16 protein-coding genes and 1 riboswitch are annotated in these 14,371 nt (G+C 49.5%); of the genes, 6 read left to right on the top strand and 10 right to left on the bottom strand.

Going from position 1 to position 14,371, the window contains the following annotated elements; translation table 11 throughout:
- Nucleotides 1-128: 128 nt before the first annotated feature.
- Entirely contained in the window at nt 129-422 is a 294-nt protein-coding gene (locus tag C1752_RS20470; protein WP_110987922.1) for a hypothetical protein, read from the bottom strand.
- 570 nt (nt 423-992) lie between these two features.
- Between C1752_RS20470 and argB the strand changes: the two genes are divergently transcribed.
- Entirely contained in the window at nt 993-1,847 is an 855-nt protein-coding gene (gene argB / locus C1752_RS20475; protein WP_110987923.1) for an acetylglutamate kinase, read from the top strand.
- A gap of 3 nt (nt 1,848-1,850) precedes the next feature.
- On the top strand, nt 1,851-2,549 hold the full coding sequence (gene trmD / locus C1752_RS20480) for a tRNA (guanosine(37)-N1)-methyltransferase TrmD (RefSeq protein WP_110988002.1): 699 nt from the start codon (nt 1,851-1,853) through the stop codon (nt 2,547-2,549).
- A 13-nt stretch (nt 2,550-2,562) separates the two neighbouring features.
- Here trmD and C1752_RS20485 read toward each other — a convergent pair whose 3' ends face one another.
- The 6 genes from C1752_RS20485 to C1752_RS20510 form a co-directional block, all read right to left on the bottom strand.
- Nucleotides 2,563-2,853: a hypothetical protein gene (locus C1752_RS20485; RefSeq protein ID WP_110987924.1), complete on the bottom strand. Its 291-nt coding sequence runs from the start codon at nt 2,851-2,853 to the stop codon at nt 2,563-2,565.
- Between the two features lie 11 nt (nt 2,854-2,864).
- Nucleotides 2,865-3,989: an ABC transporter permease gene (locus tag C1752_RS20490; protein WP_110987925.1), complete on the bottom strand. Its 1,125-nt coding sequence runs from the start codon at nt 3,987-3,989 to the stop codon at nt 2,865-2,867.
- A 16-nt stretch (nt 3,990-4,005) separates the two neighbouring features.
- On the bottom strand, nt 4,006-4,518 hold the full coding sequence (locus C1752_RS20495) for an adenine phosphoribosyltransferase (protein WP_110987926.1): 513 nt from the start codon (nt 4,516-4,518) through the stop codon (nt 4,006-4,008).
- Between the two features lie 66 nt (nt 4,519-4,584).
- Nucleotides 4,585-5,100, bottom strand: coding sequence for a hypothetical protein (locus C1752_RS20500; RefSeq protein WP_199464467.1), 516 nt, complete (start codon nt 5,098-5,100; stop codon nt 4,585-4,587).
- A 34-nt stretch (nt 5,101-5,134) separates the two neighbouring features.
- A complete protein-coding gene (locus C1752_RS20505; protein WP_110988003.1) occupies nt 5,135-5,461 on the bottom strand; it encodes a YtxH domain-containing protein in 327 nt (108 codons plus the stop codon).
- Nucleotides 5,462-5,520: 59 nt separating this feature from the next.
- A complete protein-coding gene (locus tag C1752_RS20510; RefSeq protein WP_110987927.1) occupies nt 5,521-5,805 on the bottom strand; it encodes a hypothetical protein in 285 nt (94 codons plus the stop codon).
- Nucleotides 5,806-5,992: 187 nt separating this feature from the next.
- Here C1752_RS20510 and C1752_RS20515 point away from each other — a divergent pair, with 187 nt between their 5' ends.
- The 4 genes from C1752_RS20515 (at nt 5,993) to C1752_RS20530 (ending at nt 9,012) form a co-directional block, all read left to right on the top strand.
- Complete coding sequence (locus C1752_RS20515) at nt 5,993-6,457, top strand: YbjN domain-containing protein (protein ID WP_110987928.1); 465 nt, start codon at nt 5,993-5,995, stop codon at nt 6,455-6,457.
- A gap of 13 nt (nt 6,458-6,470) precedes the next feature.
- Nucleotides 6,471-7,214, top strand: a complete 744-nt coding sequence (locus tag C1752_RS20520) for a lipoate--protein ligase family protein (protein WP_233501776.1) — start codon at nt 6,471-6,473, stop codon at nt 7,212-7,214.
- Between the two features lie 152 nt (nt 7,215-7,366).
- Nucleotides 7,367-8,293 carry a tetratricopeptide repeat protein gene (locus tag C1752_RS20525; protein ID WP_233501777.1) on the top strand — a complete coding sequence of 309 codons (927 nt, stop codon included), beginning with the start codon at nt 7,367-7,369 and terminating at the stop codon, nt 8,291-8,293.
- A gap of 122 nt (nt 8,294-8,415) precedes the next feature.
- Entirely contained in the window at nt 8,416-9,012 is a 597-nt protein-coding gene (locus C1752_RS20530; RefSeq protein WP_110987930.1) for a Uma2 family endonuclease, read from the top strand.
- Between the two features lie 53 nt (nt 9,013-9,065).
- Here C1752_RS20530 and C1752_RS20535 read toward each other — a convergent pair whose 3' ends face one another.
- The 3 genes from C1752_RS20535 to gifA form a co-directional block, all read right to left on the bottom strand.
- Nucleotides 9,066-9,638 carry a Uma2 family endonuclease gene (locus tag C1752_RS20535; RefSeq protein ID WP_110987931.1) on the bottom strand — a complete coding sequence of 191 codons (573 nt, stop codon included), beginning with the start codon at nt 9,636-9,638 and terminating at the stop codon, nt 9,066-9,068.
- A gap of 806 nt (nt 9,639-10,444) precedes the next feature.
- On the bottom strand, nt 10,445-13,450 hold the full coding sequence (uvrA, locus tag C1752_RS20545; RefSeq protein ID WP_110987933.1) for an excinuclease ABC subunit UvrA: 3,006 nt from the start codon (nt 13,448-13,450) through the stop codon (nt 10,445-10,447).
- Between the two features lie 259 nt (nt 13,451-13,709).
- Nucleotides 13,710-14,144, bottom strand: coding sequence for a glutamine synthetase inactivation factor IF7A (gifA, locus tag C1752_RS20550; RefSeq protein WP_110987934.1), 435 nt, complete (start codon nt 14,142-14,144; stop codon nt 13,710-13,712).
- A 32-nt stretch (nt 14,145-14,176) separates the two neighbouring features.
- A riboswitch (Glutamine riboswitch) is annotated at nt 14,177-14,266 on the bottom strand.
- Nucleotides 14,267-14,371 lie beyond the last annotated feature (105 nt).

A 14,371-nucleotide genomic window follows, 5' to 3' on the forward strand; every position in this document is an offset into this window, starting at 1 on the left:
GCTGCTGGAGATTGGCGAAGGTCTTGAAGAGTTGATGCTTCATCTTCAGTCAAAGTGATACGCAATGCTGCTGGCATGGAGGAAGAGGCGATAGATACGATAGCTATCTTAAGCTTATTTGCACCTCTCTACTTATCAGCGACATCAACCTCTGAGAAATTAGTCTCACGCCAAGAGCCAGCAACGTCACCGCTCTCGTTGTACTCAGTTGTTGTGATGCTGTACTCATCTTTGGTCGCATCAGAACCAGCGGAACGAGTCCCCCAATAGACCTGATTAACATCCACGTCAGTATTAGAATGACCGTTGTAAGTATTCTTTAGGTTGAAGCTGTTCTCAACATAGGAGCTCCCAGCAAAAGAAGGAAGAGCTGCGAAACCAACGAGAATTGCAGAGAGAGGTAGGACTTTTTGAAGTTTCATAGGAAAATCACCACTGAATGACAATGTAGAGTCAGCAAAGAATTAGGCGAAAGCAGAACCGCTTTCGGCCAATATGTTGGTTGTCATAAAATTAGTAGAAGAGTCGCGCAAGGGCAAATCTTTTACAATAGGCAAAAAGATTGAGAGAGACTTAAGACTCTCTGAAACCTATTTGTGTTACCCCCGCAACACTTAATTGAAATACCAGACGAAGCACCCCGTTCTAGCATTTAACCCCGCGCATGCCAGATTAAGCCTCGTATGTCTGCTTATCTTGGCATCGTTTTTTTGAGAAGTCAACCCTCATGAACAACCTTGTTATTCAAACGGATGTAACTCATGAACTTACTATCAGTGAGATGTCGCTAAGATAGCTAGGGATTTTAATGACTCTTCATGATTATGTCGTATAACTTCATTCAGGTGAAGGTATACAAGGCAATCATCTTAAATACTGATAAAGGTTTTGGTGTTTTAGAGACGATAGGGACTTAGTATTAATTGTTTATGCACAAATACTCGGTCTAAAATGGGCCGTAGTAATCCTACAGCCATTATCTTAGGTTCAAAATGCTGAGCGATAATGATCGCGTTAAAGTCTTAAGTGAAGCCCTACCCTATATCCAGTCTTTTGCTGGCAAAACGATTGTCGTGAAGTATGGCGGTGCGGCGATGAAGGATGAGTCTCTTAAGGCTGGGGTGATCCGTGACATTGTTTTCATGGCTTCTGTGGGGCTGAAGATTGTTGTTGTCCACGGCGGTGGACCTGAAATCAATCACTGGCTTAACAGATTAGGGATTGAGACCCAGTTCAAAAATGGTCTAAGGGTTACGGATGCAGCCACAATGGATGTTGTGGAAATGGTGCTTGTGGGGCGGGTGAATAAAGAACTCGTCTCTTTGATTAATCAAGCCGGGGGAGCTGCGGTCGGCATTTGTGGGAAAGACGGGAATTTAGTTACGGCTCGCCCTCAAGGGGAAGCGGAGATCGGGTTTGTGGGGGAGGTAAATGCGGTGAATGCAGATGTCATTTCTACGTTGCTAGACGGCGGATACATCCCAATTGTTTCCAGTGTGGCCGATGACGAAGAGGGACAACCCTATAATATCAATGCAGATACTGCGGCTGGGGAGATTGCGGCTTCTCTTGATGCAGAGAAATTGATTCTGCTGACTGATACAGCCGGGATTCTACGCGATGCAAAGGACTCGTCGACGCTGATTCCCCAGCTGAGCATCGGGGAGGCGCGGTCTTTGATTGAACAGCAGATTGTGGCGGGCGGTATGATTCCTAAAGTCTTGTGCTGTGTCCGATCTCTCGCTCAAGGGGTGAATGCGGCTCACATTATTGATGGCCAAGTCCCCCATGCTTTGCTGTTAGAGATTTTTACGGATGCTGGAGTGGGTTCAATGCTGACGGCTTAGATGATGCGTTTTGATATTGTGACTCTATTCCCGGAGTTTTTTGCTTCACCTTTATCAAGTAGCTTGGTGGGCAAGGCTTTGGCGAAGGGGATTGCGGAAGTTAACTTAGTCAATCCTAGGGATTTCACGACCGATAAGCATCACCGGGTTGATGATGAACCCTATGGTGGCGGCGTAGGGATGCTGATGAAACCTGATCCCATTTTTGCAGCAGTTGAGTCTTTACCTCAGCTCTCTAGGCGGGAAATTATTCTGCTAACGCCGCAGGGAGAAACGATGAATCAGACTTTATTTCAAGACCTTACACGTTGCGAACAATTGGTACTGATCTGTGGGCACTACGAGGGCGTCGATGAGCGAGTGGCAGAGCACTTAGTGACGCGGGAAATTTCTTTGGGGGATTTTGTGCTGACCTGTGGCGAAATTCCAGCTTTAACATTGCTCAATGGAGTGCTGAGATTGCTGCCGGGAACGGTGGCAAAAGCTGATTCTCTAAAGTATGAAAGCTTTGAGGCAGGGTTGCTGGATTATCCGCAATATACACGCCCTGCCGTTTTCCGTGGCTGGGAGGTTCCAGCGGTTCTGCGCTCTGGGAATCATGGGCAAATTGCTCAATGGCGACGGGAGCAGCAGCAGGAGCGGACTTGCGATCGCAGGCCTGATCTATACAAGGTCTGGCAAAACGAAGCCGATCTTGAGTAGAAATATCAAAGATTTACGATTTTTCTACCTGCAAGAATTCGATGCGCGGCAGCAGCGGATCTTGAACAAGGCCAATCCCTTGGAGCTGCCAGCGATCTAAGACCCCTCGAAGTTGTCGAGTGGGAAGGGTCTCAACCTGAAAGTGTTGAGCAACTTCGCTGCCGTGGGTGTTGAGATAGCTGAGGGCGTCAAACTGTTCTGAGAACACTAAGAGATAGGCCACCGCTGTGTCGGGGTTCGGGTGGGCTGTGAGATAGTTGCTGTTGGCTTGCGATCGCAACACATAATAAAGCGCTGAATCCATCCAGACCCTCCCTACTTCATCTCATCAAGCTGAATTCGGGGATCTACAACTTTCAGCAGCAGATCCGCCAGCAAATTACCGATAATCAGCATCACAGCCCCGATCATCAAGCTCGCCATCACTAAATATAAGTCTTGCTCTAGAACCGCCTTAAGAATCAAACGGCCCAGTCCCGGCCAGTTGAAAAAAGTTTCGGCAATAAACGCACCACCCAGCAGACTCGCAAACTCAAATCCCAGCAAAGTAATCAGTGGGTTAACCGCATTGCGAAGAGCGTGAACATAAATCACCTTATTCTCCGGCAAGCCCTTTGCCCGAGCCGTCTGCACATAATTTTGCCGCAGCACATCCAGTAGATTACCGCGAGTCAGACGCTGAAGACCGGCAAAGCTGGTCACGGTCAAGGCCAAAGTCGGCAGAATCATGTGCCAGCCAATATCTAAAACCTTGCCAATGGGCGAAAGATCCGCATGATAAACGCTCGTCATGTTACCAACGGGAAAGAGAGGCGTGCTCTGGGCAAAAAACAGCAGCAAGAGGGCCGTGATGAAGCTAGGAAATCCTTGGCCTGCATAGCTAAAGACCCTTAAAACTCGATCGGTCAAACGGTTCTGCTTAACGGCACCAATAATCCCCAAAGGCAGAGCGATGGCCCAGGTAATCAAAATAGAAGCGATCGAAAGCAGCAAAGTATTTGGGACTTTTTCCGCAATCAACGTCAAAACAGGACGTTGAGAGGCAAAGCTATAGCCAAAATTGCCCTGAAGCACCTGCCCCAACCACAGCCAATAGCGCTGAAACACCCACCCGAGCCACGGTCCCCAAAGGCTCCAAAACTGGCTCCAGGCTTTGGCTGCGATAGGGGACTCCGGCTCATCTTCTAAGCCAAACTGCTTTGCTAACTCCGCTAACCGCTCCGGCGAAATCTTGGGATCGGTTCTCAACTTATCGAGGTAGTTTCCAGGCGTGAGCTGCACAATCACGTAGCACAGGATAGAAGCCAGGAACAGCGTGATCAGTCCCTGGAATAGTCGCTTAACGACGTACGCAAAGGTGTCACTGGTTAAAAAAGCCCGCAGACCATCAATCACAGACGGCTTTGACTGGATATCAGGTGTTTTTGGCTGGTCAATCATGCAAAGCTCTCAGGGGCTAGTACTGTACCAAGGCGTTAATCGGAACGTCGGGCAGGTGCTGCCGTCCATTGAGGGCCGTTAGTTCAATGATGAAGGCAAAGCCACTTAGCGTGCAGTCACACTGGTTAATTAACTTGGCGGTGGCCGCCGCTGTTCCGCCGGTTGCGATCAAATCATCAACGATGAGCACCTTACTTCCGGGCTGAAACGCATCCTGGTGTAGCTCTAGGCGATCGGTGCCGTACTCTAATTCATAGTCAATGCCATGCACCGGGGCCGGAAGCTTACCGGGTTTACGAACGGGGACAAAACCAGCCCCGAGCTTGTAAGCAAGGGGAGTGCCGAAAATGAAGCCGCGCGACTCCATACCGACAACGTAGTTGATGCCCTGGTCGGCGTGTTCTTCAGCCAAGCGATCAATGACGTAGTTCAAGCCTTCTGCATTTTGCAGCAAGGTGGTAATGTCGCGGAACATGATTCCAGGCTTGGGGAAATCTGGAATGTCACGAATCAGGGATTTCAAGTCCATGCGCTACCCGTTAAATACTGAACTGAGGTTCATAGTAAGCGAGGATCGGCCTACCGTCTTTAAAGATTACGATACCGAAGAATCAGTTCCCTTGGGTGTCATATCCTGCTGTACCGCATGTGAATGACCATTTGCGTGCGTTTTCTCTGGGGTGGGAACGGTTGGCGACGGGTCCGATGCTGGCTGCCCCGCCTGAGGTTTAGCTCGACGAGGCGGCTTCGGGGTCGTTAGCGTTTTCCAGGCCGCTTTGGCACCGGTCACCATACTGCGAGTGGTGATCTCCGCGCTCTGCACCTGCTGCTTAGTCTCCTGGAGGCTACGGTCCACCTGCTTGACGACGCGGCCTGCACTTTCGACGCCATCGCCGAGACCATCTGTTAATTCTTGAACCTCTAAACCTGTAAGCCGCAAAGCCTCTAAAGTCGGGGGCAGATCCCGCGCGAGGGTATCAAAGAGCTTCTCCGCGCTGCGGGCCGCCCTCGCTAGTTCTAGAAATGCGGGAATGGCCACAGCCAGCACAACGGCGAGACAAATTGCCACCAGTAAAATTGACAGTCCGAGCCAAAAGAGGGGGGTCGTCACAGCTTATTACCCAAGGCAAACGTCAACCACTGCCTTACCCCTCTGACGCATTATTCTGAGCAGTCTGCTGCAGGTGCTGGCGCTGGGCCTGGGTGGCTTCTACCCCTGCTTCAATGGCTTCCCCAAGGCGTTCGAGGGTTTCATCCCAGCGCTTGACGGCTGAGGTGGAAAGACGACCAGCGTGAAGCTGCAGATTGGCGGACAGATCGTCTGCAAGGTCTGGCAGGGCATCCATTGTTTCCTTAAGCAGGTAGCGGTTCTCTCGCCCTGACTTGGGCGCTAAAAGTAGACTGGTGACGGTGCCGACGGCGGTACCGACAAGGACTCCACCTAAAAATACGCCTGAATGATTGTTTGACATCTGAATGCTATTCCAAAGTTTAAATGCTGTTTTGAAGTTGAGGGTCATTAAGAAGAAAGCTACCGGAACCGACGCCGCTGCCAAGCAATGAGCCGGATAGCCTGTCTGGCGCGACGGAGCTGTGGCTCGATCTGACGGATGCGATCGCAAACTTCTTCCACCCGCTGATAGCTCTCGGTAATTGTCTGAGGTGCGCCATACAAAATAGGGTGGGCTGTTTGTTCCACCTCAATCAGCGTATCGGCGACCTGTCCGAGCGATTGCTTGAGTCGCCAAACTTGCCAAGCAACCCCCAAACAGAGGATCGCCAGCAATAGATTAATGACAAGCACAATGGTCAACATGACTTTCCTTAATAAAAACCGCCTTAACGGGTAATGGCGACAGGAGCAACGGTATGATCAGTGCATGAGCGCTGGATCTTCAGTTTATGCTGAAGCTCTATTTAGACCTAGCGCCTCTCGGAAAAACAGAGCTGGACTTTACAAAAGTTTGTCTCTTGTCTTGCCCACCTGACTTCATTCCTTTGATATGCAGACCTACGATTCGGATATTGCAACGGTGGATCTTACTGAAACTGACGTGAACAACAACTATGTTGAGGTGATTGAAACCGTCATCTCTAGCCTTGACCAAGAGCACAGTAGCTTAGTTAACCGCACCCAGGCCGGACACCTCTGGAAGTTTAAGTACGGCAGCGTTGAGGTTTTTATTCAACTCACGGGCAGCACTGACGAAGATACCTTTACCGTTTGGTCGCCGGTCCTGGCCTTGCCGGTGCAAAACGAAGCGGGTCTGATGCGAAAGCTAATGGAACTCAACTGGATGGGGACGTTCGAGGCGCGTTTTGGCATCTTTAAGGACAGTATTGTTGTGGTTACAAGCCGGTCAGTGGCCGATCTATCCCCTGGCGAAATGTCCCATTTAATTACCATCGTGGCCACCATTGCCGATGACTATGATGATGAGCTGGTGGCTGAATTCCCTGCTGCTTAGGTCTCTCAATTAGGTGTCTCAGACCTGGCGACTGATTCCGCCCTTTGCGGCACCCGGTCACCTGCAGATGGCGCTGGATCAATGGCTGTTTCAGCAGTGTGCAAAGGGTGAGCATCCTGCCGTTCTGCGCTTTTACACCTGGTCCCCTGCAGCCATCTCGCTGGGTAAGAATCAGCAGCGCTGGCCTCAGCATTGGCAGAAGTTAACTTGGAATCAACAGCCCGTAGAGCTTGTGCGCCGACCGTCAGGGGGGCGAGCGGTCCTGCATCAGGGTGACCTGACCTATATGTTAGTGGTCAATAATCAATCGGGGAACCGACGGCAGGCTTACCGAGCGCTGTGTGAATTTCTGATTCAGGGGTGGCAGACGCTGGGCGTTTCGCTGCACTTCGGTGGAGCGGGGCGGGGTTATATGGAACAGCCGAATTGTTTTGCGATCGCAACTGATGCCGACCTCGTCCTCACCGATGGCACAAAGCTAATTGGCAGCGCCCAGGCATGGCAAGGAGCAACAGTGCTTCAACATGGCTCAATACGATTACAGCCTGACTCTGAACTCTACCTTCAAGTTTTTGGCGAAGAAGCAAACGTAGGGCAACCTATCACCGCTCAACATCTACCTCAGTCCAAAATCATTCAATCCCTAACCCAGGCTGCAGAAGATTGCTTTCAGATGCAGTTGCGTAATCAACCGCTTTCAGACCTTGAGTGGAAGGCTATTAACGCAAGCATAGACAGTAGCCTTGCAGGCAGCTAACCACGCCTTCGAAAAAGATGCGGAAGGCCTGTCGGCCAAGCAGGGTTCTATCTTTCGCTATAGAGCTTCTTTAACGCCGCCTCTAACAAAGGGTATAGGCGGCAGACTTACTTTTTTGCCATCGTAGATTTAACTCAGTCAGTCTTGAACCGTTGAAAATTGATACACAGGTGAAATATCTAACGATGAACATTAGGGTTGCCACAAAAGCAATGTCGCCGATTTTGGGCTTGGTGATTCTCGCCACTCCTCTACAGGCACAAGCTCAAATTCCCGCTGTGCCAGCCGCCACCACAAACTTTGGTCAGACAGGAGAACTCGCCTACGATTTCCATATGCGACGAGGATACGCAGCGGTCAAGCAGGATGACCATGTTTCCGCCGCTATTCACTTCAGGAATGCCCTCTACGAACGTCCACTGGATCGCGATGCGACGACGGCCTACTGGAATGCTCAAAGTGCCTTGCAGGATAAAGCAGACGGTAGCGCCAACGACCCACCTGAGACTGATTATGACCGCTACATGGAAATTGGCTATGACGCGACAGAAAGTGGCGACTATCAAACAGCGCTGATTAATTTTCAACGTGCACAAGCTGAGCGGCCCAATGATGGCTACGCGGCCCAAGCCATTATTAATACTAAAACCTATATTCGCCGAGGGGAGGGTGCTGATCTTGAGGATTTAATCTCTCTACCCAACGTTTATGAGGGTGAACGCCCCTATGATCGCTATCTCCGTCTAGGGTATGCAGCAGCTCAGCGAGACGATCACCAAACGGCTGTCACCTATTTTCGGAGTGCGCTGTATGAGCGTCCGAACGATCGTCAGGCCACCATTGCTTACTGGAATGCTGTTGATGTTGTCAAAGGTGGCAAGCAGGAGCAAAAGAGCCAAGGACCAGAGCCAATCTACGATCGCTACATGCGATTAGGTTATGATGCAGCCGAGCGCAAGGCCTATCAAAAAGCTAGCCGTCATTTCCAGAAAGCTTTAGAAGAGCGTCCAGGAGATAGTTATGCAGAACAGGCGCTTCGGAACGTCATGACATACATCAATGCGAAGACGCGAGAATAAATAGGGCAAACGCACTTTCGGGATGAGAGTCCAGGCAGATCATAGGCAAACAGCTTATGGTCTGCCGAGGCTAAGATGCGATCGCATATGATCAGTAACAAAGCTGTCATCATCAATCTCCTATGACTACAGCAACCTTAAGCAAGCCTCAGAAAGAAACGCCGCTCTTATTTGAGGGACTCACTTGGCGCGAGTTCAAAGCCGTCGAGCAGTTGCTAGATCGCCCAGGATATCGCCTCTCTTTCTTAGATGGTGTACTAGAGATTGTACAGATTCCCAGTGAAGCACATGAAACAGTCAAGGAACGGATCGCCGCTCTACTAGAGCTTTTCCTGTTGATGGCAGGATTTGATTTTACGCCCATTGGCTCCATGACCTTAGAAAGTGAAACGGGTCGGGTAAAACGAGAGGCCGATAAATCCTATAAGCTAGCACCAGGGAAATCTCGCCCTGATCTTGCAATTGAAGTTGTGTTTTCCAGTGGTGGCGTCAGCAAATTAGAAGTATATAAGCGACTGAAGATTGCAGAAATCTGGTTTTGGGAAGATGGGGCACTACAGATTTACCATCTGCGAGGAGAAGGAGAGCCGCTTGACTATGAGTTGATAGCCAAGAGTGAAGCTGTACCAGGAATTGATCTAGAGCTGCTTGTGCGCTGTGTTGCGATCGCAAATCATGTTGATGCAGTAAAAACTTGGCAACAAGGGATTGAAGATTAAGAACACGGGGGATTGTGGTTCAAAACGCGAGAGTGTTGTGAAGAATCTCTCGTCTATCGCGATCCGAAGAGGCTAGTAATTTGACAGGTAAACCCAGGCAGTAGGGGAGATGCGATCTCATCTCCATCTAACAATGTTGCTACTAAGACGAGTTGAGCATTCTCTCGACGGTAAATTTCAACTCGCCGAGCGAACCGATCAACAATCCAATACTCATGAGCACCTTGTGCTGAGTACAGCTTCAGTTTCGCAAGGCGATCGCGATCGATATTAGCCTGACCTGGGGAGAGAACTTCTACCACCAGTTCAGGTGCCCCCCGAAAATGTCCCGCTTCATCTTGAATTTGAGCTATCCGTTCATCGCTGATCCAAATGACATCGGGTGATACGTTGTCCGAGTCTGAAAAAACGAGACCCGGCATAATGGATGGTTCCCCTAGACCACTTTCTAGCGACCAGGAATCAAGGACCGCAAAAACTCGTCCTGCAATTTGCTGATGCTTATGGTGGGGCGATCTCGTCACAAACAACTCCCCATCAATAATCTCGTAGCGAATCCACTCGTTTTCCGGTAACGATTCAATATCCTGGGTTGTCCAGCGAACGCTCGTTGTTGCTTGACTCATGGTGATTCATATTGAAATCTTGCTTCAATGTTAACTCAAACAGAATCACTGATAATTGCGCTTGCCACTTCTACAGGTGGGGCGCCATAAGAACCAGGCACTGCTCAGCTAAAAAGTGATTAACGATGTCATAAGTCTGCCCCTGAAGGAAGCCGTCTGTGGATATCAACGATACTGAGTCGTTTTCTCCGTAAGAGGTTACAAAATCCTATGAGCTCATCATCTGCAGCAAAGGCCGATTTAGATATGATGTGATAGTTGTCGTTACGAAGTGAGACATAGAAGAGAAGGAATACCGTTTCCTTAACTTCCAGCTCTATATATTTCTCCCAGGGCCTTGTTCCTTTTATCTCTTCTGACTCAAATGAAACACCTGATTCCGAAAAGTTCAGCATTCGAGGATCGTCTGAAAATCGACTCTGCTTCCAGGATCGTTCTAGGCTGCGGCGATAAATGGGACTATATTTTGAATGGAAAATGAGTGTCAGAAGCAATATAAACACTATGGAGGCAATGGTTATCCTCAAAAAAACAAACTCTGGCACATCAGCCTCAGGTGTCACTGTCAAAAATCCGAGAGCAGTTATCCACGTCGAAATACCAATGCCTACAAAATAGGAGTATCCATGTCATTGGGTCGCTTCATAATCTTGCAAAACTATCTGATAACAAAGCGATAGTAGAACGTTGCATTCTGCCTCTTCATTACTGTTTTCGTTCATATCCATGTATGAGAGAAAACATTCACAATCACTGGGACAATGTCCTGACTAAGTTTAGTTTGCCCAGGGACAGCGATTCTCATGCTAATCATTTTGTATGGCTTGAGGTGGATGGAGTGCCAAGACCTGCTTAAGATACTGACCTGTATAAGACTTCTCCACCTTCGCCACTTCTTCAGGGGTGCCATAGGCCACAAGTTCTCCCCCACGATCGCCTCCCTCTGGCCCTAAGTCAATCACCCAATCCGAGCAGCGAATCACGTCTAAATTATGTTCGATTACCAAAACTGAATTTCCCTTATCCACCAGCCGCTGCAGCACGTTCAGCAACTTGTGGACATCATAGAACGACAGTCCCGTCGTCGGCTCATCAATCAGATACAGCGTTTTGCCCGTTGCCCGCCGCGAGAGTTCCGTCGCTAGCTTCAGCCGCTGCGCTTCCCCCCCCGATAGCGTGGGAGCTGTCTGCCCTAGATGGACATAGCCCAAGCCGACATCGACTAGCGTCTGTAGCTTAGCGGCAGCTTTAGCAATATTTTCGTAAAATCCCAATGCCTCTTCCACCGTCATATCCAAAACATCAGCGATGGATTTGCTCTTGTACTTTACCTGCAGCGTCTCACGGTTGTAGCGCGCCCCTTTACAGACTTCGCACTGAACATAAACGTTGGGCAAAAAATTCATTTCAATCACGTTAACGCCCTGACCACCACAAGCTTCACAGCGTCCACCTTTAACGTTGAAAGAGAATCGTCCTGGCTTATATCCCCTCGCCTTCGCTTCAATCGTCTCAGAAAATATGCTGCGAATGACGTCGAACAGCCCAGTATAGGTCGCCGGATTAGACCGAGGCGTACGGCCAATGGGTGACTGGTCAATAACGATCACTTTATCTAAAGCTTTGAGTCCCCCAATGCGCTCTAGCTCTTTGGGAAACGGTACCTTTTGTCCAAGATGATGTCGAAGAGCAGGATAAAGCAGTTCATTCATGAGGGTAGACTTACCCGATCCTGAGACCCCCGTGATACAGACCAGCTCGCCTAAAGGAATGTCGATATCTAAGTTTTGCAGGTTGTTTCGGTTCGCTTGCTTGAGGATCAGAGACCGTCCATTGCCCTTCCGTCGAGTCTCAGGGGTAGGAATCACCTCCCGCCCAGAGAGATAGAGACCAGTGAGAGACTCTGAGGCCGATAGCAGATCTTCTAGCCCGCCTTGAACAACGACTTCACCACCGTGAATCCCGGCTTTAGGGCCAATATCAACGATATGGTCCGCTGCCCGGATTGTGTCCTCATCATGCTCGACCACAATTAGAGTATTGCCCAAGTCTCTAAGCTTAGTCAGAGTTTTTAGCAAGCGATGATTATCTCGCTGATGGAGGCCAATGCTGGGTTCGTCTAGCACATAAAGCACACCTGTTAGACCTGCACCAATCTGGGTCGCTAGTCGAATCCGCTGCGCTTCGCCACCAGAGAGGGTCATAGCGGTACGGTCAAGGGTGAGGTAGTCCAGTCCCACGTCTAGCAAGAACTTGAGGCGGGCCTTTATCTCTTTGAGAACCAGATCGCCAATTTGGGCCTGTCTCGCAGTCAACTGCATAGACTCAACGCGGTCCAAGCAGTCTCGGATGGAGGCAGAGGTCAGATCAATCAGACCATACTGCCCCATGCGCACGGCGAGGGATTCTGGCTTTAGACGCTTACCGTCACAAACGTCACAGGGCTGTGAAATTAAATACTGCTCTAGCTTCTGTCGATAATTCTCGGAGGTACTCTCTCTATAGTGGCGATCGAGGAGCGGAATGACGCCTTCATAACGTTTGTGATAGCCCTTGGACTGCCGATAACGAGAATCGACTTCGAGATAAATAGCTTCTTTCGTGCCATAGAGGACAGTGTGTTGCTGCTCAGATGTAAGCTGATCCCAGCGGCTTTGAAGCTCAAATCCAATGGCCTGACCAACGCTGTATAAAAGTGAGAAATAGTAGGTGTTATCTTTGTCTGACCAAGGTGCGATCGCAGCATAAACCGGCAGACTCGGATCCGGCACAATCAGTTCAGGAGCAAAGGTAGGTAAGCTCCCTAACCCATGACAGTTGGGACAGGCACCATAGGGCGAGTTGAAGGAAAACAAGCGGGGCGAAAGTTCCTCCATCACAGCCCCGTGCTCAGGACAGGCAAAGTTCTCTGAGAATAATAGAACCGTCGATTTGAGAGGCTCTTCAGTTTCGTATTTGCCATTGCTGTCTGCCGCTTTGGGTACCCCTTCCGGCCTCAGCGGTACAATATTGGCCTTTGGATCGGGCAAGACTTCTACCATTGCGATGCCTTCAGACCTCTGCAGGCTCGTAGACAGTGAATCCGCCAGGCGCTCTTCGATATCTGGCTTCAGAATTAGGCGATCGACAACAACCTCAATATCGTGCTTATGCGTCTTATTTAGATCGATATTATCGCTGAGTTCTAGTACCTCACCATTAACGCGCACACGGACAAATCCTTCAGCGGCTAGGCTCGAAAGCAACTTTTTGTGAGTCCCTTTTTTACCACGTACAACGGGTGCTAGCACCTGGAAGCGAGATTTTTCTGGAAGCTGCATAATCCGGTCCACCATTTGTTGAATGGTCTGCGGCGTGATGGTGCGATCGCATCTAGGGCAGTGAGGCTCTCCTGCTCTTCCGTAAAGTAAGCGCAAATAATCATAAATCTCAGTCACCGTTCCCACCGTAGAGCGGGGGTTGTGAGATGTCGATTTTTGATCGATGGAGATTGCCGGACTCAAGCCCTCAATGGCATCCACGTCAGGCTTATCTACCTGACCAAGAAACTGACGGGCATAGGCACTCAAAGACTCTACATAGCGGCGCTGACCCTCGGCAAAAATTGTATCGAACGCCAGAGAAGACTTGCCTGATCCAGAAACCCCCGTAAAAACAATCAACTGATCACGAGGAATCTCAAGGTCAATATTTCTAAGATTGTGCTGACGTGCCCCTCGAATTCGAATGATGTTGTCGGCAGAGGGCGTCGAGGAGGATGCCTTAGAAGAAGATAGAACCTGGCGTTTCTTAGCGTCAGCGCGACGAGGCATGGCAGAGAGTGTAAATATTCCTTAATAATTCTACCGTTCTAGTGGGGGAAACGCTGTTGTACTTGCACCGTTGCTGCCAATTCAGACGTAGGGACGAGTCATAAGCACGACCCCACACTGATCGTCGTTGGCCTTAGTTTGATTACGGCCGTGGCCTTAGTTTGATTGAGAAACCGACAAAAAATCAAAAAAAAATAAGGACAGGTGTTGACCTATCCTTATCATTCAGTAGTGATATTTCTAGTATGCCCAGAAATTACTAACTTAGTGCAGCCGGGCTGCGATCATAAGTTGCTCTAAACCCAGGATTTGCCTTGCCTTGAATATGACTCCAGTAATGAGAAGCCTCTAAACCAAGGCCCACCTCAGCTGCAACACGTCCCAACATCGACTGCTGCCGATGCTTAATGAGGGTATGATGACCAAGCATTAAGGCCCGGGCCATATCCTTGGCAGATGCTCCAGCCTTGACTGCCGGGGACGAGGAGATCGATTTCTCAGGCACGGTTGGGTGCTGGCCAGTCTGATACGCAACACCTCGATAAACTAAATCTAAGGTTGGCTGCTGCACTGAAGAAGTGGCCGTCTTAAATCTCCACTCCAAACCGCGATAGGTTCCAACTAGCTCAGTCGGCTTGGCCGCAACCTGAGGAGGAACGTATTCATAATCAACGCCACGATATTTAAGTTGCATAGCTCTCGCCTCATAACGATACAAGTGGGTGAGGCGCGTTCCTTCAGGGCGAGCCCCTACTTCCGTCTCCGTCTTGCCCACAAATTTGTCATCGACACGAGGACTAGCTAGAGATGAACGATATATTTCTGTATCAAATATATCTTTTTTGCATAAAACTGTCAAATTCAATACACTTTTTTCGTGGTTTTTGCGATAAAAATTTCACGTCACCTATCCAGAGAGAG

Origin of the sequence: Acaryochloris thomasi RCC1774, from assembly GCF_003231495.1 — a bacterium.
GTDB lineage: Bacteria > Cyanobacteriota > Cyanobacteriia > Thermosynechococcales > Thermosynechococcaceae > RCC1774.